The 20,464-nt window shown below is 40.0% G+C and carries 24 protein-coding genes; 1 reads left to right on the top strand and 23 read right to left on the bottom strand.

Going from position 1 to position 20,464, the window contains the following annotated elements; genetic code table 11:
* Positions 1-6: 6 nt before the first annotated feature.
* From fin to metG, 17 genes are all read right to left on the bottom strand, one after another.
* Positions 7-237: an anti-sigma-F factor Fin gene (gene fin / locus RCG22_RS15320; RefSeq protein ID WP_098262726.1), complete on the bottom strand. Its 231-nt coding sequence runs from the start codon at positions 235-237 to the stop codon at positions 7-9.
* Positions 238-384: 147 nt separating this feature from the next.
* Positions 385-945 carry an aminoacyl-tRNA hydrolase gene (gene pth, locus RCG22_RS15325; RefSeq protein ID WP_308103645.1) on the bottom strand — a complete coding sequence of 187 codons (561 nt, stop codon included), beginning with the start codon at positions 943-945 and terminating at the stop codon, positions 385-387.
* A gap of 173 nt (positions 946-1,118) precedes the next feature.
* The gene (locus RCG22_RS15330; protein ID WP_098262727.1) at positions 1,119-1,748 is read right to left on the bottom strand and encodes a 50S ribosomal protein L25/general stress protein Ctc; all 630 of its coding nucleotides are present in this window, start codon (positions 1,746-1,748) and stop codon (positions 1,119-1,121) included.
* 159 nt (positions 1,749-1,907) lie between these two features.
* Positions 1,908-2,864 (bottom strand): ribose-phosphate diphosphokinase, encoded by a 957-nt coding sequence (locus RCG22_RS15335; RefSeq protein ID WP_098262728.1) that lies wholly within the window; start codon positions 2,862-2,864, stop codon positions 1,908-1,910.
* Between the two features lie 23 nt (positions 2,865-2,887).
* Positions 2,888-4,261, bottom strand: coding sequence for a bifunctional UDP-N-acetylglucosamine diphosphorylase/glucosamine-1-phosphate N-acetyltransferase GlmU (gene glmU / locus RCG22_RS15340; protein ID WP_308103646.1), 1,374 nt, complete (start codon positions 4,259-4,261; stop codon positions 2,888-2,890).
* A gap of 207 nt (positions 4,262-4,468) precedes the next feature.
* Positions 4,469-4,759 (bottom strand): septation regulator SpoVG, encoded by a 291-nt coding sequence (gene spoVG, locus RCG22_RS15345; protein ID WP_003347151.1) that lies wholly within the window; start codon positions 4,757-4,759, stop codon positions 4,469-4,471.
* A gap of 151 nt (positions 4,760-4,910) precedes the next feature.
* Positions 4,911-5,285, bottom strand: coding sequence for a RidA family protein (locus RCG22_RS15350; RefSeq protein WP_308103647.1), 375 nt, complete (start codon positions 5,283-5,285; stop codon positions 4,911-4,913).
* Positions 5,286-5,300: 15 nt separating this feature from the next.
* Positions 5,301-6,119, bottom strand: a complete 819-nt coding sequence (purR, locus tag RCG22_RS15355; protein ID WP_098262731.1) for a pur operon repressor — start codon at positions 6,117-6,119, stop codon at positions 5,301-5,303.
* A 56-nt stretch (positions 6,120-6,175) separates the two neighbouring features.
* Positions 6,176-7,045, bottom strand: coding sequence for a 4-(cytidine 5'-diphospho)-2-C-methyl-D-erythritol kinase (gene ispE / locus RCG22_RS15360; RefSeq protein WP_308103648.1), 870 nt, complete (start codon positions 7,043-7,045; stop codon positions 6,176-6,178).
* Positions 7,046-7,284: 239 nt separating this feature from the next.
* Positions 7,285-7,449, bottom strand: a complete 165-nt coding sequence (locus tag RCG22_RS15365; protein WP_098262749.1) for a small, acid-soluble spore protein, alpha/beta type — start codon at positions 7,447-7,449, stop codon at positions 7,285-7,287.
* Between the two features lie 200 nt (positions 7,450-7,649).
* A complete protein-coding gene (veg, locus tag RCG22_RS15370; protein WP_066249244.1) occupies positions 7,650-7,913 on the bottom strand; it encodes a biofilm formation stimulator Veg in 264 nt (87 codons plus the stop codon).
* Positions 7,914-8,121: 208 nt separating this feature from the next.
* Positions 8,122-9,006, bottom strand: coding sequence for a sporulation peptidase YabG (gene yabG / locus RCG22_RS15375; RefSeq protein ID WP_308107171.1), 885 nt, complete (start codon positions 9,004-9,006; stop codon positions 8,122-8,124).
* Between the two features lie 110 nt (positions 9,007-9,116).
* Positions 9,117-9,995 carry a 16S rRNA (adenine(1518)-N(6)/adenine(1519)-N(6))-dimethyltransferase RsmA gene (rsmA, locus tag RCG22_RS15380; protein WP_308103649.1) on the bottom strand — a complete coding sequence of 293 codons (879 nt, stop codon included), beginning with the start codon at positions 9,993-9,995 and terminating at the stop codon, positions 9,117-9,119.
* The gene (gene rnmV, locus RCG22_RS15385) at positions 9,988-10,548 is read right to left on the bottom strand and encodes a ribonuclease M5 (RefSeq protein ID WP_098262735.1); all 561 of its coding nucleotides are present in this window, start codon (positions 10,546-10,548) and stop codon (positions 9,988-9,990) included. Before rnmV ends, rsmA begins: the two co-directional genes overlap by 8 nt.
* Positions 10,549-10,942: 394 nt before the next feature.
* Positions 10,943-12,124 (bottom strand): ubiquitin-like domain-containing protein, encoded by a 1,182-nt coding sequence (locus tag RCG22_RS15390; protein WP_308103650.1) that lies wholly within the window; start codon positions 12,122-12,124, stop codon positions 10,943-10,945.
* 235 nt (positions 12,125-12,359) lie between these two features.
* Positions 12,360-13,127 carry a TatD family hydrolase gene (locus tag RCG22_RS15395; protein WP_098262737.1) on the bottom strand — a complete coding sequence of 256 codons (768 nt, stop codon included), beginning with the start codon at positions 13,125-13,127 and terminating at the stop codon, positions 12,360-12,362.
* A 185-nt stretch (positions 13,128-13,312) separates the two neighbouring features.
* Positions 13,313-15,280 (bottom strand): methionine--tRNA ligase, encoded by a 1,968-nt coding sequence (gene metG / locus RCG22_RS15400; RefSeq protein ID WP_308103651.1) that lies wholly within the window; start codon positions 15,278-15,280, stop codon positions 13,313-13,315.
* A gap of 479 nt (positions 15,281-15,759) precedes the next feature.
* Here metG and abrB point away from each other — a divergent pair, with 479 nt between their 5' ends.
* Positions 15,760-16,050 (top strand): transition state genes transcriptional regulator AbrB, encoded by a 291-nt coding sequence (abrB, locus tag RCG22_RS15405; protein ID WP_176525588.1) that lies wholly within the window; start codon positions 15,760-15,762, stop codon positions 16,048-16,050.
* Between the two features lie 224 nt (positions 16,051-16,274).
* On the opposite strand, the gene rsmI is transcribed toward abrB, so the two are convergent.
* From rsmI to holB, 6 genes are read right to left on the bottom strand one after another with little or no spacing between them, the layout of a single operon-like run.
* Entirely contained in the window at positions 16,275-17,153 is an 879-nt protein-coding gene (gene rsmI, locus RCG22_RS15410; RefSeq protein WP_098262739.1) for a 16S rRNA (cytidine(1402)-2'-O)-methyltransferase, read from the bottom strand.
* Entirely contained in the window at positions 17,131-17,418 is a 288-nt protein-coding gene (locus RCG22_RS15415) for a GIY-YIG nuclease family protein (protein WP_308103653.1), read from the bottom strand. Before RCG22_RS15415 ends, rsmI begins: the two co-directional genes overlap by 23 nt.
* Positions 17,405-18,148 carry a tRNA1(Val) (adenine(37)-N6)-methyltransferase gene (locus RCG22_RS15420; protein WP_308103654.1) on the bottom strand — a complete coding sequence of 248 codons (744 nt, stop codon included), beginning with the start codon at positions 18,146-18,148 and terminating at the stop codon, positions 17,405-17,407. The genes RCG22_RS15415 and RCG22_RS15420 overlap by 14 nt, the downstream gene beginning before the upstream one ends.
* 59 nt (positions 18,149-18,207) lie before the next feature.
* Entirely contained in the window at positions 18,208-18,579 is a 372-nt protein-coding gene (gene yabA, locus RCG22_RS15425; protein WP_166261377.1) for a DNA replication initiation control protein YabA, read from the bottom strand.
* A 13-nt stretch (positions 18,580-18,592) separates the two neighbouring features.
* Positions 18,593-19,420 carry a PSP1 domain-containing protein gene (locus tag RCG22_RS15430; protein WP_098262743.1) on the bottom strand — a complete coding sequence of 276 codons (828 nt, stop codon included), beginning with the start codon at positions 19,418-19,420 and terminating at the stop codon, positions 18,593-18,595.
* Positions 19,413-20,420, bottom strand: a complete 1,008-nt coding sequence (gene holB, locus RCG22_RS15435; RefSeq protein WP_308107172.1) for a DNA polymerase III subunit delta' — start codon at positions 20,418-20,420, stop codon at positions 19,413-19,415. The genes RCG22_RS15430 and holB overlap by 8 nt, the downstream gene beginning before the upstream one ends.
* Positions 20,421-20,464: the final 44 nt, after the last annotated feature.

Raw genomic sequence — 20,464 nt, forward strand, 5'->3', positions numbered from 1 at the left:
AGCTGGTTAGTGAATAAGGAAATCGTATTGATGGTACTCTGGATTCCGCTCTAAAGCTTCCTGACAGTCTTCACAAATGGCCGTGATGTGAATGTCGCCGGACGAGTCATACGCAACCATTTCCAGTCTTTCTTGATCGGTTAGTTTATGAAGACCGAGGCTTTCGCTGTGTATCGATGCTTTATCAATTGAACCAAGTTTGGTACCACAATGATGACAATGGTAATGGATGGCCACGCCTGTCCCTCCCTAATCTAGGATTCCATATTAGTATTAACCCACTAGGAGGAACTTATTCAATTAGATTTACCTTTGTTATTTATGATCCTTCCCTAACGTTTTATTGCTCTATTGTATGAAAGAACGGCTTGTGTCATGTGCAATTTACTGATTATATTCATTCATTACCTGAAGGAAGGGCTTCTCCAGCCATGCCGAGCAGGCTTCTGCACTTTTCTTCACGGCATCCTCTGTTGGAGTCTTTTCATCGGGGTGAAAACGCCCCAGAACATAATCAGGGACACTCAGCCCTGCTTGCGGGCGGTCAATCCCAATCCTTATTCTGTTAAACTGCTGCGTGCCGAGATGGGCCACTGTGGACTTTATCCCATTATGGCCGCCCGGGCTCCCTTTTTGACGAAGTCTGATTTTTCCAACAGGCAAATCAAGATCATCATAAATGACGAGCAAATCTTCGATGTCAATATCATAATAATCCATGACAGCTCGTATCGATTCTCCGGATAAATTCATATAGGTAAGCGGTTTTAATAATATTACTTTCTCTCCGCTATGAAAACCAATCCCATACAGTCCTTTAAATTTAGACTGGTTAAGCGGGATTGTAAAATTACTGGACAGCGCATCAATTACTTCAAAACCAATATTGTGTCTTGTATGTTCATATTGTTTCCCTGGGTTACCTAAACCAACGATTAACTTCATTTTGGGTCCCACCTCTTTCGGTTTAGCCAACCTTTTAAATAGTTTACGAAACATCATTTTTTCTCCCATGACTAATTAATGCGATAAAAGACGTAATCTGAAGAAGATTACGCCTTACACTCTTAATTTACAGTGAACTTTGAATGTTGTCTAGCCCGAACTCTGTTACTTTTTTATTCAGGTGTGGTCTCTCTTCCTTCTTCGTTATCCGGATGACCCCCTGCTTGTTGCTCACCCGCATTAATTTCCTCTTCCTGCTTTGGTGGAAGAATCGAAGCGACAACCTCATCATTTTCATGGTTGATTGTAAAAGTTCCTTGATAAAGAATATCTGCAATTGTCAGCGTTTCGCCTACCTGCAGATTTGTTACATCGACTTCAATTTGCTGCGGAATTTGATCAGGTGTGGAAGTAACTGCTAATTGATGAAGAGGCTGCTGCATGACGCCGCCGTCTTTTACACCTGCTGCCTCACCAACGAGAACGAGTCTAACATCTACATTAATCTTTGAAGATTTATCTATAGCTAAGAAATCAACGTGAATAATCTCTTTTTTAATAGAGTCCTCTTGGTAATCGGTTAAGACAACGTCCTGTTTGCTGCCATCGACATCAAGTGAAATGACGCCATTCCTGCCCACTTGACGAATCGTCTTTGTTAAGTCTGCTGAACTAATCGACACGGGCTTATTATCGACCTTCGCACCATAAATAACCGCAGGGATGTTCCCGGTATCTCGGATTGCCTTTAGTGCGGAATGGCGGAATTCCTTCCGTTCTTTTGCCTGTAATACTGAACTCATGTTTAGTTACCCTCCTATTTTATCAAAAACTGTCTATATAAAAATGCCCCAAAAGAAGGAGGTCTAAACATTTTTTTAAACAGTTTGTTTCAAAAAAGGCAACTGTAAACAAGCAAAAGGAGGATCTGACCGGTAAGGCCAGATCCTTCATTCTTATAATCAATCAAATAAAGTACTTACGGATTGCTCTTCGTGAACACGAATAATAGCTTCACCTAAAAGTGGTGCAACGGATAAGTTAATAATTTTATCAATCTTTTTCTCTTCCGGAAGGGCAATCGAATTGGTAATCACTAATTCTTTGATTTTTGAATTTTGAATTCGTTCGATGGCAGGACCCGATAGGACTGGATGGGTACAGCAAGCGTACACTTCAGATGCGCCGTTTTCAATTAATGCATTAGCAGCCAGTGTAATTGTACCAGCTGTATCGATGATATCATCAATTAAAATGGCAATTTTCCCTTCAATGTTACCGACGATATTCATAACTTCTGCTACATTTGGTCTTGGACGGCGTTTATCAATAATCGCAATTGGAGCCTTTAATCGTTCAGCCATCTTTCGAGCTCTTGTCACTCCACCGTGGTCTGGAGAAACAATGACAATATCGCCTTGAAATTCTCTGGATTTAAAATAATCCGATAAGATAGGTACACCCATTAAGTGATCCGTCGGAATATCAAAGAAACCTTGAATTTGTGGAGCGTGCAGGTCGAGACAGATGACACGGGTTGCGCCGGCTGTTTCAAGCAAGGTTGCCACTAACTTCGCTGTAATCGGCTCACGGGCACGTGCCTTGCGATCCTGACGTGCATAACCGTAATATGGCATCACAATGTTAATTGTTTTAGCAGAGGCTCTTTTTAAGGCATCAATCATGATTAATAATTCCATGATATTTTCATTTACTGGTTGGCTAGTCGACTGGATGACATAAACATCACCACCACGGATACTTTCTTCGATATTAATTTGTATTTCACCGTCACTAAATCTTGTGACTGAACATTTACCTAATTCCACACCGATGAATTTCGCGATTTCTCTTGCAAGAGGAAGATTTGAATTTAAACTAAATACCTTCAGATTTGGGTCTAAATATTGATTCGACATGATAGCCTCCTAAATTGATTCGCTTATTTCTTTAGATTCAGCTTTTGGACATAATTTTCCTTATTCACTTGCTTTGCCCGGGCAATCGATAAGGCTTCACCCGGTACGTTTTTAGTGATGGTCGAACCGGCGGCCACATAAGCACCTTTCCCAATCGTGACAGGGGCAACTAGATTGGAATTGCAGCCAATAAAGACTCCATCTTCAATTTTCGTTAAATATTTATTTTTACCGTCGTAATTCACTGTAATCGAACCACAGCCAATATTTACATCGGAGCCCACCTCTGCATCACCAATATAACTAAGATGTGAGGCTTTGCTTCCTTTTCCAAAGACAGCTTTTTTTATTTCAACGAAATTACCAATTTTCACTTCGTTATGGATCATTGATTCCGGACGAATATGGGCAAAGGGCCCAATGTTGACCTGAGCACCAATCGAGCTGTTATGAGCAACGGATTGACGGATTACTGTTTGGTCACCGATATGACATGAATCAATTTCAGAATTTGGACCAATCTGGCATTCTGAACCAATAACTGTTCTTCCTTTAATCATCGTGCCCGGATAGATAACCGTTTCTTGCCCTATTTCTACATCGGTTTCTATATAGGTATTTGCCGGGTCAATGATGGTAACCCCATTCCGCATATGCGCTGTATTTGTACGGACACGCATAATTCGTTCGGCTTCTGCTAACGCCACACGGTCATTCACACCTAAAGTTTCTTCAAATTCAGCGGTTTGAAAGGCAGTGACCACTTCCCCTTGTGTCTTGAGTATTTCGATCACATCCGGTAAATAATATTCCCCTTGAACATTGTCATTAGAAACATTCTTTAAAGCTTCAAATAATGCAAGATTATCGAAGCAATAAGTACCCGTATTGATTTCACTAATCTTTCTTTCGCCTTCAGACGCATCCTTATGCTCGACAATCTTTTCTACTAAGCCGGCTGAGTTACGAACGATTCGGCCGTATCCCGTTGGGTCTGAAATTCTGGCTGTAAGAATGGTAGCCTTTGCATTCAACTCTTCATGATGTTTAAAAAGAGCTTCCATTGTTTCAGCTTTAATTAAAGGAGTATCCCCACAAACGACAATCGTCACTCCTGCTTTCCCATCTAGCATGCTTTGTGCCTGGTTAACAGCATGTGCAGTACCTAACTGCTGATCCTGAAGAGCATATTTACTGCTGTCACCTAATTGTGCTTGCACCATTTCTGCACCATGTCCAATAATTGTGACAATTTCCTGTATATTTAGCTTCATTACTTGGTTGACCACATGTTGAACCATCGGTTTTCCGCATACTGGGTGTAATACTTTATATAGCTTAGATTTCATCCGCGTTCCTTGCCCAGCGGCTAATATCACAGCATAACGATTATGCATGTTTAAGTCCTCCAATTAACCTTTTTATCCACTAAAAATATTAACGTAAATGGGCGCTCTTTTCAAGGCATGTTAGGGAAGTGTCTAATTTTGTAATAATGAGTTAATTTTCAGGGGATTGGGGCTCAAAAGGGGTTCGAGGAATGGTAACGTTTTCAAACAATAAAAAAGAGCCTTCTAGAAGAAAGGCCCTAGTTGTAAAAATCCTTAGGAAGCTCCGGCTTCTTCAAATTCTACTTCCAATTCACCTAAACGGTGGTACTCAGCCAGAACAGCCTCCTGAATTTTACCGCGTGTTCCAGAATTGATTGGATGCGCAATGTCACGAAACTCTCCATCCGGAGTACGCTTGCTTGGCATAGCTACAAATAAACCGTTGTTTCCGTCGATCACACGAATGTCATGAACAACAAATTCATTGTCCAATGTGATAGATGCGATTGCTCTCATCCGTCCATCCGTATTAACTCGGCGTAATCTTACGTCTGTTACTTCCATGTGCTCACACCCTTTTTTGATTGTTAAAAAGCTAAGTAATTAAATTCAACAACTTTTTCTGAAATCCTTCTTTATATTCAAAATATTTTAGAAAAATTAGGGCAAAATAGTGAACAGTAATAAATCTGGAAGTGAATTAAAATTTATTTAATTATTTAACGAGTGCAACCACTTCAATTTCAACTAAAACATCTTTTGGCAAGCGGGCAACCTCGATACATGAACGAGCAGGTTTATGAATCGAGAAGTATTCACCATAAACTTCGTTTAATGCAGCGAAGTCATCCATACTTTTAATAAATACGGTTGTCTTTACGACCGTTTCAAAAGATGCACCTGCAGCCGTTAAGACAGCCTGTAAGTTTTGAAAAACTTGATGAGCTTGTTCATTAATATCGCCGGTTACCAAGGACCCATCCGCAGTTAATGGAATTTGTCCTGAGCTATAGAACATATTATTTACAATAATTCCTTGTGAATAGGGGCCAATTGCAGCCGGTGCTTGACTTGTTTGAACTGTTTTCATCGTAATTCCCTCCATCTATTTATTAAAATAATTCCCAGCTTGAACATTAATCATTTTTCCTTTTACGTCCACATCAGATAACTGGACGAGTGAGATATATTCATCGACGAGCCGCTCTTGAATTTTTTCCGCCTCAACTAATACAGCAATCCCAGCCAAATGCCCATTAAATTCTTCGAGCATACTAATCATTCCCATGACCGTTCCGCCAGCTTTCATAAAATCATCGACAATCAAGACGCGTGAATCTTGTTTCATGCTGCGTTTTGAAAGGACCATCGTTTGGATTCGCTTAGCAGAACCGGACACATAATTAATACTAACTGTCGGCCCCTCCGTTACTTTACTATCCCTTCGGACGATAACAACGGGGACATTCAACTGACTTGCTACAGCGTAGGCAAGCGGAATTCCTTTAGTCGCAACTGTCATCACCACATCTATTTTCGCATCAGTATAGGCAGAGGCAATAATCCGCCCAGCCTGTTGCACGATGTTAGGATCACCTAAAATATCAGTTAAATATAAATATCCTCCCGGTAAAAGTCGATCAGGATTGGCAATCAGCTCACACAATTCATTGATAAAGGGTTCTGCTGCTTCTTGGCTTACCTTTACAAAGAATTTCACTCCGCCTGATGCCCCTGGCACTGTTTGGATGGTGCCAATTCCTCTTTTTTCAAATGTTTCTTTAATAATCGCCAAATCTTCGCTGATCGATGATTTCGCCGAGGAATAACGTTCAGCAAAAAAGGTAAGCGGTACGAGCTGTCGCGGGTGATCTAGTAAATAATTTGTCATATCAATCAAGCGTTCACTGCGCCGAAATTTCATAATACGCCCCCAAAAACACGAATATTCTAGTTATAGAATACCATTTTCGTACGTTTTTAATCAAGTGAGTGTCGTTCCCCTAACATCCGGACCGCAAATACTTGATCACAGAATCCTCTTAATCCATTATAAATTCGGTGCATTCTTGAATCATGCTGAACAATACCAAAAACCGTTGGACCACTGCCACTCATTAATACTGCATCTGCACCAAAACGTTTCATTTGTTCTTTTATTAGCGCAACTTCAGGGTGAAGGTTTAAGGTAACATCCTCTAAAACGTTCCCCACATTATTGCACACCTTTTTGTAATCATGTTCATTAATCGCATCAATCATGCCGGGAATGTTCGCATGGGTCATTTCATTGATATCCAGTCTTCGATATACTTCCGCAGTTGATACCCCTATAAATGGCTTTGCAAGGATGACCCAGCATGTCGGCGGAGCAGGCAATTCGGTAATCATTTCGCCTCGGCCCCTTGCCAAAGCCGTCCCGCCATAGACACAGAATGAAACATCCGATCCAATTTCACTTCCCAGCACAGCCAATTGATCCAATGTTAACCCAAGATCCCAGAGCTTATTTAAGCCTCTTAAAGTGGCGGCTGCATCACTGCTTCCCCCCGCAAGCCCCGCGGCAACAGGAATGGTTTTTTCAATTGAAATCAACACACCTTTTTTGACATGGAAGCGATCTTTCAAAAGCTGGGCTGCTTGAAAGGCTAAATTCCGCTGGTCATCAGGAACATAGCGATTGTGAGAATGAATATGTATTTTATCTTCGTTTAATAATGATAGTTCAACCCGGTCAGCCAAATCAATCGTTGTCATAATCATTTCCACTTCATGAAAGCCATCAGGGCGTTTGTGTAAAACATCTAAAGCTAAATTTATTTTGGCCGGTGCTTTTACTAAAAGCCTCACTACGTCCACCTACTTCTATATTGTCCGGTTCCGAAAATCCACATTTTGTCCTATTTTACCACAAAACGATAAAAGTAAGACGTGTGATATGAGAAATCCTATCAAATTTCATAATTTTTTATAAGTTTTATAAGAAATAAGTCATATTTTGAAAAAAGAAAGCCAGAGGAGCTTGTCCTCTGGCCTTGCTGTGGTATGTGATTGATTAATCTCATAAGCGGAAGTGCTTTATTCAGAAGTTAACCCATTGGACCCCGGCTAGCTAACTGCTCTTGTGCTAGTTCAACGGCACGCTTGACCATATTCCCTGCATCCTTTGCCTTTATGCCGCCCCATCCTTCTCTTTGGACGACATCATAAAAGCCAAGCTCTTTAGCAAGCTCTTCTTTAAAGTGACGGGACATAATCCCTCTTCTTCTTCTGCCCACCTAAACAACCCCTTTCATACCACGGCATTTTTAGTATGGGAGAAAAGTTAGGATTTCATGAAAGATTAATTGGTTCTCTGAATCCAGCTCCAGTCCATACGCAGCTAAACGGGCGCTTCCGCTTTATATAGCAAAAAGCAGTAAACGATTGTTTACTGCTGCGTATTGCTTATATACTAATTTAAGGCTAAGTGTCCTGATGCATCTTCGTAGAAAGTAATTTGAACAGTTTCTGTTAAAACATCGGCATAACTGTAAGAAACACGTTCAAATGAGTTTTCATCCTGATCTAATTCAATAACAAAAACAGATGGATAAGTTTCAGCTAAAACACCGGAACGTTCGATTGTTTTTCGACGACCTCCGTTGGCTTTAAGCAGTAATCTTTTCCCTAAATTTGTGTCTAGAGCCTTTTTGATATCGGCTAAGGTTTTTGGCATTCGGTCCACCTCACTGTGTAAAGTATAACACACTGACATAGTTATGTCAAACAAAAACATAAATTATATCAGTCAAACAAAAAGATTGTCAATATTTTTTATTCTTCTTTTTCTACTAAATTTCAACATTATTAGAGTTACCTTATATAAGTGGGAATATGTATCGGCTAAGAAAATAAAAAAATAAGCCTTATCGGACAGCAAAGGCTTATTCATCCTCTTCTTGGATCGGCCGAAAAGGCATTCCCGTTCGTAACACTCCCCTTGTATCAATACCTCCAAGTCCCTTTTCACCTGTTAATGTATTCCTTAATACGTCCCAGACATTAATTCTTTCCATAAAAGGTGTAAAGCTAATTTTGGCAACGATATAAACGGGGTCGAGGGCATGAATGTTAATCCGGTCAGGTGAGCTGGCAAAGTTTGCCCCCGCATGGATTAAAGATTCAAAGTGCGATTGGCAAGCACCAGCAAAGATCACCAACTGATCTAAGTGAGGGATCTTTTTGCGTGCTTCCTTAACCGTTTGGACAAAATGTTTAGAATGGCGATATGCATTAATATCCGTCATTTTTCCTTTTGCCTTTGAATACGCATCATGTCCGGTTATAACGAGAATATCGGGACGATACAGATCAATCAATCCCCCGATTCTTTCTGGCATTTCTTTTTCATTACAGTGTATACCTAAAACAGGGATTCCCACTTTTTCATACAGTGTCATACATTTCTTCAAGTAGGATGGATCCCCATCCATATGAAGAACCTTCCCCGGCATTTGAAAATAATTACTTGGTTTTACATATCCGCCAGTCGCTTCATATTCCTGACGATTCTTAATTAAGTCAACATCCTGTTTAAACAGCCTAAAAGACTGTTCCTCAAGCGTTCGGTACTCTTTCTCCAGCTTAACTCTTTGTAGATGGTCGACGACGACCAAATCCTCGTATGGTGCGTCAGCTACAAGGCGAAAATCTTCTCCGTAAAGAACTGCAAATTTTTGGCTATTTACTTTTCGAATATCAATTATGCGAAATAGAATATCACAGTTATACGAACGCCTGCCGACAATATCCATTAATTTTATATCCACTGCCGTCACTCCAATAAGACCAGCACAAGGGCCTTTAAATAAAGTTTCTCTCATAGGCTATGCAAACCCAGGCATCTATGTGAAAAAAATAGACCCTATAATAATAGGGTCTAATGGAAAAACGGATATAATGCTTCGCTTAAGCGGCCAAACTCCTCTAAGGAAAGTGTCTCCCCTCTTCTAGTTGGGTCAATTCCGCTCGCACTTAAGGCTTGCAGGATTTCTTCCTTCTTTTGCTTCCCTTCCGGCAGCTGGCTGGTAAGGTTATTCAGCAGGGTTTTCCTTCGTTGAGCAAAGCTCGCCCTCGTAACTTGGAAAAAGAACGATTCATCAGTAACTGTAACTGCGGGCTGCTCCCTCCGCGTTAACCTAATGACCGCGGAGTCCACATTCGGCTGCGGTACAAACACAGTTTTTGGGACAATCATGACGGTTTCTGCTTCCGTGTAGTATTGGACGGCGATAGAAAGTGAGCCATAGTCCTTCGTTCCTGGCTTAGCTGAAATTCGGTCTGCCACTTCCTTTTGAAGCATGCAAACAATCCCGCGAATCGGCAAATGCTCTTCAAGAAGCTTCATGATGATTGGCGTTGTCACATAATAGGGTAAATTCGCAACCACCATGACATTGGCCATATCATTAAATTCTTCTTTCATAACTTCGGCCACATCTGCCTCTAACACATCGTTATGAATAATCTTAACATTGGGATAGGGTGATAAGGTATCATTTAAGATAGGCAGTAACCGTTGATCAATCTCAAAAGCAACGACTTTTTTGCTTGTCCGGGCCAACTGCTCTGTAAGTGCACCAATACCCGGTCCAATTTCAATCGCTCCTGATTCTTGTGTTAAATCTGCAAAGCTGACAATCTTTTTTAAGATATTAGTATCAATTAAAAAGTTTTGACCTAGACTCTTTTTAAATGAAAAACCATATTTTTTTAAAATGTCTTTTGTCCTTACCGGGGTAGCAATATCTTTATTCATGTAGTTCCTCCTGACGTACAACCCTTAGTGCTTCTGAAAATTCTTTTCTTCCAATTTGGAACATCATTAAGCGCTTATGCAGTTGTTTTCCATTGGTATATCCAATTTTTAATATCTTACCAAGCATAATTCTTCTCTCTTTAGCCCCTTCGCCGCCGATCAGACCGGCTGTGATCAGGTCTTCTTGGGTTATTTCCTCTGCAAACGTTTCATGCATGATTTGGGCATCCTTAAGCGCTTCTTGGATGGCTTCAGGACTGGCATGTTCCACACCAAGGCTTTCCCCTACCTTGCCCATCGCCGCTTCCTTCGTCAAAAATGCGTGTTTACAACCTGGAACGGCCTCAGCGATCGTCTTGCGGATCTTTTCACCGGGAAAATCCGGATCCGTAAAAATAATAACGCCCCGGGACTGTTGAGCACGTCTTACCTTTTCAATCGTTGCCTCATTCACAGCTGAACCATTTGTTTCAATTGTATCTGCATCAAGTGCCCGTTTAATCGCTGTCGTATCGTCTTTTCCTTCTACAACAATAATTTCTTTAATCTTCATTTACTAATATTAGCCTCCGTAATAAAAATTAGAAAAGCGCAAGCGCCCGTTTAGCGGCGTATGGACTGGAGCGCTCCAACCGAGATAAAGGAAACACGAAGAGCGTTAGCGATTCGATGTTGACTTATCGTAGGGCGGAGAGCGAAGTCTACTAGCCGTTGGGCGCTGGAGCTAGACAGTAATCTAAGTTCAAACTTATAAACTTATTATTTTTAAACAAATTGCAAAAAAATTGAAACATTTTTGTAATGTCCATCGTCTATATTATTGAACACATTCATACAATAAAATAAGAAAAAGATGAAGTATATTACCGATATGTATTCGATGTTAGTATAAAGAAATTTATGAAAAAAGCAAAATGCAGAGGATAGGACCCTCTGCAAAATGGTAATTAATTTAAAATCTTAATTTTAACTTTTTTACGTCCCCAACGATAGCAATCTTGATTAGACGGCATAAATAAATCAATGATATATCCTTTAATTGCCCCACCTGTGTCAGCGGCTACAGCATAGCCGTAACCTTCAACATACACCTTCGTCCCCAGCGGGATAACCCTTGGGTCAACAGCAATAACCTTCATGTTCGGATTGGCACGGAGATTAAGTCCCGTTGCTGTTCTACCTGAACAGCCGTTACAATACGCTGTATAAGCAGTTGCAGTAACGTAAAACTCTTTTCCCGACTCGTCTGCACCGCGGGAAACTTGTAACGCTATATCCTTCGTTCCGACAGCCACAACTTTATCTTGCTTTTCTGCAATCTTCTGCTCACTTATTAATTTTCTAGAAACTTCTTTGCCATTTTCAAGCAGGACTTCATATTGTTTAGAAACACGACCCTTTTTTCCATTGGTAAGCGTCTTTTCTTTCCCTTTTTCTAAACGACCATCCTTTTTGGTTACTACAGCAAATTGAATAGGTTCTTCCACTACATCGGTGACTTTTTCTACTCGAATGACGTTAACAGCACCATACTTTGGGATGGCTTCTGTTAATGATGGTTCAACTCGGTCTAATGTATTTAACTTAATCCCCTGTTGTGATAAAAAGTCAGCGACCGTAGCCGAAGTGGACCAAACTTGTTGCTTTTTACCGCCATCAACATATGTAAGATGAAATGCTTTTTTTAATCCTATTTCCATCTTATCTTTTATAGCTGCTTGCGGTCTAGGTGAGATTTGATCATGTTTGCTCAAAACAATGTTCTGCTCTTTTAGGAGTTCAGCAACTGTTCCTGCTGTCGTCCAGATCGTTTTTTTCTCGTCGTCCTTGACAATGTGAACCATGTTCGCTTGCTTCCAAATGACTTTCAGGTGGTCCTTCACCTTTGTACTCGCTTTCGGTTGCAAATAATCTTGTGAGCGGGTAGATACATCGATTTCATCTAATAATTCCTGGATGGTATCTGCATGTGTTTTTACGACCTCTTGCTGATCGTTAAGAGTAATGGCAACAGTTTTCTTTGACCCTTCATAATAAAGAATTCCAAGAGTTGTCAGCAAAACTACGAAACTAGCAAAAGCAATGGTCAATGTCTTCCGGCTCAAAGACTTGGAAAACAGGTTTTTCATGTGTTTGAATACGATGAAAAACGCCTCCTTTTCTTAGAGAGATTAATGAACCATGCTGTCGGCTGTTAATCTTTGCGTACTGTTCGAAGGTATTTCTAATTATGCACAAAGTTCAAAAAATTGCAAAGAGAAACTTATCGACACGGTTATCCTATGTAGAAAAGGAGGCATGTAGAACTTTTTGTTTTCATTAAATTAAAAGACAAGCTTCCGCTAGCTTCGACAAATTACCCTATCATTTTATGGCGAATAATTTTTTAGCATTTCGTGTCGTTGCCTCTGCCACTTCTTCCATTGTCAACCCTTTTATTTCGGCAATTTGTTCAGCTACTAATTTTACATAACTCGGTTCATTTCTTTTCCCACGGTAAGGATGAGGTGCTAAATAGGGACAATCAGTTTCAATTAAAAGTTTGTCTAGTGGGACTTCCGCCGCTACTTCTTTTGGCTTTTTAGCATTTTTAAAGGTTACTGGCCCCCCTAGCGAAATATAAAAGTTCATCTTTACACATTCCTTCGCTACTTCAGGGCTGCCGCTAAAGCAGTGCATAATTCCACCCACTTCCTCTGCTCCTTCTTCCTTTAATATCTCCACTATATCAGCAGTCGCTTCGCGGTTATGGATCACTATTGGCAAGTTAACCTTTTTAGCCAGCCTGATTTGCTTCCGAAAAACTTCCTTCTGAATATCCTTTGGGGATTTATCCCAGTGATAATCCAAACCCATTTCACCGATCGCTACCACTTTTGGATGGGCAGCTAATTCCTCTATCCAGCGTAAATCCTCTTCGGTCATATCGATGGCATCAACCGGATGCCAGCCCACACAGGCAAAGATAAACTCATAGTTTTCGGCCAATTCCATTGCCCTTTGAATCGTCTTCCGATCGAATCCGACAACAACCATATTCGTGACTCCTTCACTTTGAGCCCTGGTAATCACTTCTTCTAAATCATCGTCATATTGGTCATCATTTAAATGTGCATGGGTATCAAATAGCATCGTTTTGCTCCTTCACCATTTTTTTCAAAAAGAATTTTATATTTCGCTAACATTTTTTAATTTGCTGTAAAAATGCCAAGATTCTACAATATCCAAGTCATAACTAGAAATATCACGAAAAATGTTCCACGTGTAACATTGAAAAGCGCCTTATGCAGGCGCTTTTCTTGTAAAGTTATGAAACTTTATTTTACCTTGGAACCATTCGGTAACGTTTGATCGACCGTCGCCAGTGATAATTGACCATCTTTTGAACCTGCCAGGATCATTCCCTGTGAAAGTTCACCGCGAAGTTTAACGGGCTTCAGATTGGTTATACAAATCACCTTTCGACCCACTAATTCTTCCGGCTTATAATATGGAGCAATTCCTGAAACTACTTGACGCTTTTCATAGCCTAGATCCAGTTGAAGCTTAAGTAATTTATCTGCCTTTTTAATTGGCTCTGCTTGAACCACTTCAGCTACACGTAAATCAATTTTCATAAAGTCATCGATAGCAATCTCGTCGATTTCTTCCGGCTTTTCTTCTATCTTTGTTTCTTCCTTTACTTCAACAACTGGAGCAGAACCCTGCATTTTCGTCTTAATAAACTCTACTTCCTCAGCAATATCAAGCCGAGGGAATATCGGAGCCGCTTTTTCAACCTTCGTTCCGCTTGGAATACAGCCAAAATCAGCCAGGCTTTCCCATACTGTAAGAGTCTCCTCGTGAATGCCTAACTGTGAAAAGATGGCATTTGGAGTACGTGTTAAGAAGGGTTGCAGTAATATGCCAATTCTTCGTAATGATTCAGCGAGATGAACCATTACGCTTGCAAGTTCCCCTTTATTCTCTTCAATCTTGGCCAATGCCCAAGGTTTGGTTTCATCAATATATTTATTAGTGCGGCTGACTAATTGCCAAATAGACGTTAAAGCAACAGAGAACTCCATTTTTTCCATGGCTTCCTCATATTTATTTACTGTATCCAGATTCACCTGTAAAAGCGATGCATCAAATTCACCAACAGACCCGGAATAATCAGGGATCACACCGTTAAAATACTTTTCGATCATGGCAACGGTACGATTTAAAAGATTTCCTAAGTCATTGGCTAAGTCAAAGTTGATTCTTTCAACAAATCCTTCAGGCGTAAAGACGCCATCTGCCCCAAACGGTACTTCTCTTAACAAATAATAACGTAGTGAATCGAGTCCGTACCGATCAATTAAAGTGACTGGGTCAACGACATTCCCTTTCGATTTGGACATTTTTCCATCCTTCATCAACAACCAGCCATGAGCAAATACCTTTTTAGGCAGCGGCAGGTCTAAGGCCATTAGCATGATTGGCCAATAAATCGTATGGAAACGGACAATCTCCTTTCCAACAAGATGAACATCTGCTGGCCAATAATTTAAGTATTTAGCATCATTTTCAGTTCCATACCCGAGTGCTGTGATATAGTTAGACAGTGCATCAATCCATACATAGATAACGTGTTTTGGATCTCCGGGCACTTTAACGCCCCAATCAAATGTTGTCCTTGATACAGCTAAATCCTCTAGGCCGGGTTTGATGAAGTTATTAATCATTTCATTTTTACGAGATTCAGGTTGGATGAAATCTGGATTTTCCTCGTAGTATTGCAATAAGCGGTCAACATATTTACTCATCTTAAAAAAGTACGATTCCTCTTTCACTTTTTCAACTGGACGACCACAATCCGGACAATTCCCCTCCACTAGCTGACGGTCAGTAAAGAAGGATTCACACGGTGTGCAATACCAACCTTCATACTGATCGAGATAAATATCTCCTTGCTTAAGAAGTCTTGCAAAGATTTTTTCAACAACTTGTTTATGCCGTTCCTGAGTTGTACGAATAAAATCATCATAGGAAATATCAAGTTTATTCCATAACTCTTGAATCCCATCAACAATTCCATCGACATACTGCTGCGGAGTAATCCCTGCCTCTTCCGCCTTCCGCTGGATCTTCTGCCCATGTTCATCCGTACCTGTTAAGTACATAACATCATAGCCGCGCATCCGCTTATAACGTGCCATTGCATCGCCGGCAACTGTTGTATAAGCATGTCCAATATGTAAATTACCGCTAGGATAGTAAATCGGTGTCGTTAGGTAAAAAGTCTTCAATTTTTTCTCCATCTAAATCCCTCCGCTAGTTTGCGAGTCCAAAGCTCTATTTATCCATTATTGCCTATTTTTTCTCGCTTCTATCCTCAAAATATACCGAAAAACCAACTTTTGTGCAAGAAGGCGCACTTTTACGTATTTCCTTTATTTTTAATTTTTTTCCTATTACACCCATAATGCCCCCTCCCCCTTCGAAAGATATATAGTTCATTGGAACCGGATTATGTTGAAATATGTCGAAAAAAGACCGAGTTGATTAAACGTAATATTAAAAATACAATAATATTTATGAGTGATAAATAATGATGATTTTTTATAAAAACATTGATAAATCAACAATCATCATAATAGAAAAAATTAACAAATATTTTTCAAAATAAAGTAATTGACGAATATGGGAATTTCTTGTATTATTAAGTTATGAAAATTTTGTCGAATAATGACGAATAAATAGATAGAAAAAAAAATAAGTGCAAATGTGAGAGGAGAAAATAAAAATGAAATCTACTGGTATTGTTCGTAAAGTTGATGAGTTAGGCCGTGTAGTTATTCCAATCGAATTAAGACGTACTCTTGGTATCGCTGAAAAGGATGCTCTAGAAATTTACGTTGATGATGAGCGTATTATCTTAAAGAAATACAAGCCAAATATGACTTGCCAAGTAACTGGAGAAGTATCTGATGATAATTTAACTCTTGCTGGCGGTAAATTAATTCTTAGCCGTGAAGGTGCAGAACAGTTATTACAAGAAATCCAAAACAACTTTGAATTAGTAAAATAATAAAATGCTCCAGCACTTAAAAAAAGTGCTGGAGCATTTTTTATTAGAAAAGCGGAAGCGCCCGTTTAGCGGCGTATGGACTGGAGCACTTTGACCAAGATAAAGGAAACACGAAGAGAGTTAGCGATTCGATGTTGACTTATCGTAGGGAAAAGGGCGAAGTACACTAGCCGCTGGGCGCTGGAGCTAGACAGTTTTCTAAGTTAAATTATTATACTATTTACTCAGCCCTTTTCAACATGGTAGGCCTGATACACGTCTCGTTTATTCATGTCACGGTCTTTTGCTGTAAGTTTGATTGCTTCCTTCGATGGGATGTTCTTTTCCGAAATGTAGTGATTGACATGTTCCTCAAGTGTTAAAGTGTGCCACCAGCTTGGAGTTTCCTCTTGCTCTTGGTCTGTCCCCTCAACAATCAAGCAAAACTCACCGCGGATTTCATCTTGATTGGTCCAAGCAATGACTTCTTCAATCGTTCCACGAATAAATTCCTCATATTTTTTTGTTAACTCCCGGCAAATAGCAATTTTCCGGTTACCGAGGACATCCAGCATAATCGCTAATGTTTCCTTTAGACGATGCGGTGATTCATAAAAGATTAACGTTGCCGACTGCCACTTGATTTCTTCCAGCTCCATCCGCTTCTCTTTCTTATTCCGATTTAAGAATCCAAAAAAGTAAAAAGGCTGACATGGCAACCCTGAAGCGATTAATGAGGTCAACGCAGCGTTTGCACCCGGCAAGGGAACAACTGTTACCTTTTCCCGCGTAGCGGCTAACACTAACTCATATCCAGGATCAGAAATTGCTGGCATTCCCGCATCACTTACAAGGGCAATTTTTAACCCTTCCTTTACTTTTTGAATCAATTTATCACCGCTTGTTTCTTTATTGTGTTCATGATAACTGACCACTGGCGTTCCAATTTCAAAGTAATTGCATAGTTTCTTTGTATTTCTTGTATCTTCAGCAGCAATTAGGTCTGCTTCCTTTAATAATCGAATGGCTCGGAAACTCATATCTTCCAAATTTCCTATGGGGGTAGGGATTAGATATAAAATCCCTTTTGTTGCTTCATTCTCAAAGCTCTTTTGCTGCCACATGGCTATCACCTGTTTCTCTTATTAAAAATTCATCTTTTTTCTTTCTAGTTAATTGTTTGAAATTGTATTCTGCCCTTAGTGCATCCCCTTTATTTTCATAACAACGATAGTATGTAAGCTTGACCGGGCCTCGGCCCCGTGTATACTTCGCCCCTTTTCCGTCATTATGCATCTTGATCCGCTTTTCTAGATTATTCGTGTATCCACCATACAAACTCCTGTCCTTACAGGTAAGCACATAAAAGAAGTGTTCATTTTTCTCCATATAGAATCTCTTTTATTTCTGAAGTATATTCATTCGTTTCATTATAAACAAATAACGGCGGGAGAATTTTTAAATCTGGGCTGCCATCCTTAATCGCCTCAATCAAAAGAGTATTTGCCTCTTTTCCCTTCTTCGGATAAACAAATTGAATCCGTTTCGGTTCCAACCGGTATTGCCTCATCAGCGTAATAATATCTAACAGTCGTCCAGGGCGGTGCACAAAAGCTACTTTACCACCTTGTTTAGCCAATTGGCTTGACGCTTTAACCGTATCCTCTAAGGTACAAAGGATTTCATGACGGGCAATCGCTAGATGTTCATTCGGATTTATTTCTTCCTTGGATGCCGTAGTAAAATATGGTGGGTTGCATGTGACGACATCAAATTTTCCATGTCCCAGCTGTTTTGGCATATCTTTGATATCGCCGTGAATCATTTGCAGTTGTTGTTCCAGTCGATTATATTCAATGCTTCTTACCGCCATATCGTAAAGCCGTGTTTGTATTTCAACACCGGTTATTTGTCCCTTCGTTCGCGCACTTAGAAATAAAGGAATCACACCATTCCCGCTGCAAAGGTCAATCAAGTTTCCCTTTTGAATCGGAACATAGACAAATCTTGCGAGTAATACGGCATCAAGCGAAAAGGCAAAAACAGATGGACTTTGAATGATCCGTAAGTTTTCTGCTAACAAATAATCCAATCGTTCATCTTCCTTTAAGTGGACCAAAGTATCACCTCCAGCTATATGTATGAAAATAGAGGCTGATCTTTGTCAGCCTCTTAAGGTTATTTCTTATTAAGAAATGAAAGACAGAATAAACAATCGCCTTCCTTACGTAAACTTCCAAAATGCAGGTTACAGATATGAAACCCTTCCTGATAGAGACGGGCGAGATTATCATAGCCTTCCCCTACATCAAATGGTTTTACACCGGGAGACTCAGACTGAATGGTCCCTTTTTTATTCTCTGTTATCTTTTTTTCCGCTTCAGTTGTTACATCTAAACGGCGTCTCAGATGTTCATTTTCAAGCTTTAAATAATGATTCTCTTCTAGTATTTCGGCTAAATGCTGCTTTAATTCCCCCAGCTGTTGGTAAAGATGGCCAATTTGTGTTTCCATATTACTTACTGATTCAAATATTTCTTTTTTATCCACGGCTTCCACCTCGTTAATCTGTGGATTGTATAGAAAAGGCACCTTCTTTATTGATTTCCTCCAAGGTATACTCCAGAACTCGATCCTGTTCCTTCAGTTCAACCTGCAGTACCCGCTCTAATATATTTAATCCTACTACTTTTCCTCTGCCTTGTGGTGTTTCAATAACTTCACCTAAATCAGGCAGCAATGCTTTAGCAGCTTCATATTCATCATTTTCATATTTTAAACAACACATCAGCCTGCCGCATAAACCGGATATTTTTGTAGGATTCAATGAGAGATTTTGATCCTTTGCCATTTTTATTGAAACCGGATCGAAATCCCCTAAAAAGGTAGAACAGCATAACATTCGTCCACAGGGGCCAATCCCGCCAAGCATCTTCGCTTCATCACGGACACCGATCTGGCGTAATTCAATTCTCGTCCGAAAAATAGCTGCTAAGTCCTTTACAAGCTCACGGAAATCAACTCTTCCATCCGCTGTAAAGTAGAAGATAACTTTATTGCGATCAAATGTATATTCAACATCGACTAGTTTCATATCTAACTGATGCTCATTCACTTTTTCATTACAAACTTCATAAGCTTCTTTTGCAGCCTGCTTATTTTCTTCCACAATCATTTTATCCTTCGGGTCAGCGATTCTAACCACTTTTTTTAACGGAAGGACAACATCGTGTTCCTCAACCTGTTTACGAGCGATGACTGCTTTCCCATACTCCACTCCACGAACTGTTTCAACAATCACAAACTCATCTTTTTCTATGGAGAGGTCCCCTGGATCAAAATAATAGATTTTCCCCGCTTTTTTAAAGCGTACTCCTACAACATCATACAAATGAAGATCCCTCCTGCAATTTTAACACAAGCTGTTCCATCATCAGCTGAGGGTTCATATTCCTCTCAAGCCTTCTTTTCGCATCAAGAATAGCTGACATTTGATCCGATATGCGCCGTCCAGATGTTTGCAATGCAAATTGCTGCAGCCGCCCGTTTTCCTCTCGAAAAACAATTTGCTCCTGCTTATCTAATTGTATATATAGTAAATCCTTAAAAATAAGAAGTAAAAGTTCTAATCCACGGTGAATCTGTTCTTTTTCTTTAAAGTGTGGAAACCATTCAGTCTGAAGCGTTACCATAGCCTCTAATGGATTTTTTTTCAACACCTCATATAATTTTACCACTATTTTTTGGGCTTGTGCAAACCATTCATCGACATTTAATTTAAGAGCTTCATCTAAACTATTGGTCAATTGAGCAAGTAACGGAGCCTTATGCGGTTCTACGCCGTTTTCCACCAATTGTTTAATCATAACTCGAGGCGATAATGGATGAAATGTTAGGATTTGGCATCTCGATAGAATGGTTGGGAGAATTTTCTGCGGTTGTTCCGTTAATAGAAAGGCAACGGTCCCGGGATTTGGCTCCTCTAAAAATTTCAGCAAACTATTAGATGCACTGACACTCATCTTATCAGAATGAACAAGTAAATATACTTTTTTTAAAGATTCTAATCCCTTTTTGGCAAACTCAACCTGCAGGCTTCTGATTTGCTCAACCTTAATCGATAACCCGTCAGGCTCAATCATATGAACATCAGGATGGTTGCCGTGATTGATTCGACGGCAATTATTACATTCTTCACAGGGTTTATATTGATCAATGATGGAATCGCAAAATAGGGACTTTGTCAACAGCAGTGCAATTTCCCTCTTACCTGTCCCTCTAATTCCTTCCAGAAGGTACGCATGGGCCACTCGATTTTTCACTAAACTGTTTTTTAGCATGTTTAACACAGTTGGCTGAAGCTCTTCTAGCTGTTCCCATGATTTGACCAAGCTCATCACTCACTTACTTTATAAAATTTACCCTTAGACACGAT

This window comes from Neobacillus nitrireducens, from assembly GCF_030915405.1.
In the GTDB taxonomy this organism is placed as follows: domain Bacteria; phylum Bacillota; class Bacilli; order Bacillales; family Cytobacillaceae; genus Neobacillus.

What these genes read in the sequence shown, in the direction of transcription:
- rnmV (WP_098262735.1), bottom strand. Translation starts at nt 10,548, where the DNA reads ATGAAGATTAAAGAAATTATTGTTGTAGAAGGAAAAGACGATACGACA.
- RCG22_RS15330 (WP_098262727.1), bottom strand. Translation starts at nt 1,748, where the DNA reads ATGAGTTCAGTATTACAGGCAAAAGAACGGAAGGAATTCCGCCATTCC.
- RCG22_RS15390 (WP_308103650.1), bottom strand. Translation starts at nt 12,124, where the DNA reads ATGAAAAACCTGTTTTCCAAGTCTTTGAGCCGGAAGACATTGACCATT.
- metG (WP_308103651.1), bottom strand. Translation starts at nt 15,280, where the DNA reads ATGGAGAAAAAATTGAAGACTTTTTACCTAACGACACCGATTTACTAT.
- RCG22_RS15415 (WP_308103653.1), bottom strand. Translation starts at nt 17,418, where the DNA reads ATGGAGAAAAATGAACACTTCTTTTATGTGCTTACCTGTAAGGACAGG.
- RCG22_RS15395 (WP_098262737.1), bottom strand. Translation starts at nt 13,127, where the DNA reads ATGCTATTTGATACCCATGCACATTTAAATGATGACCAATATGACGAT.
- RCG22_RS15365 (WP_098262749.1), bottom strand. Translation starts at nt 7,449, where the DNA reads ATGTCCCGTCACTTTAAAGAAGAGCTTGCTAAAGAGCTTGGCTTTTAT.
- purR (WP_098262731.1), bottom strand. Translation starts at nt 6,119, where the DNA reads ATGAAATTTCGGCGCAGTGAACGCTTGATTGATATGACAAATTATTTA.
- rsmI (WP_098262739.1), bottom strand. Translation starts at nt 17,153, where the DNA reads ATGTGGCAGCAAAAGAGCTTTGAGAATGAAGCAACAAAAGGGATTTTA.
- RCG22_RS15350 (WP_308103647.1), bottom strand. Translation starts at nt 5,285, where the DNA reads ATGAAAACAGTTCAAACAAGTCAAGCACCGGCTGCAATTGGCCCCTAT.
- spoVG (WP_003347151.1), bottom strand. Translation starts at nt 4,759, where the DNA reads ATGGAAGTAACAGACGTAAGATTACGCCGAGTTAATACGGATGGACGG.
- veg (WP_066249244.1), bottom strand. Translation starts at nt 7,913, where the DNA reads ATGCCAAAAACCTTAGCCGATATCAAAAAGGCTCTAGACACAAATTTA.
- RCG22_RS15335 (WP_098262728.1), bottom strand. Translation starts at nt 2,864, where the DNA reads ATGTCGAATCAATATTTAGACCCAAATCTGAAGGTATTTAGTTTAAAT.
- glmU (WP_308103646.1), bottom strand. Translation starts at nt 4,261, where the DNA reads ATGCATAATCGTTATGCTGTGATATTAGCCGCTGGGCAAGGAACGCGG.
- rsmA (WP_308103649.1), bottom strand. Translation starts at nt 9,995, where the DNA reads ATGAATAAAGATATTGCTACCCCGGTAAGGACAAAAGACATTTTAAAA.
- pth (WP_308103645.1), bottom strand. Translation starts at nt 945, where the DNA reads ATGAAGTTAATCGTTGGTTTAGGTAACCCAGGGAAACAATATGAACAT.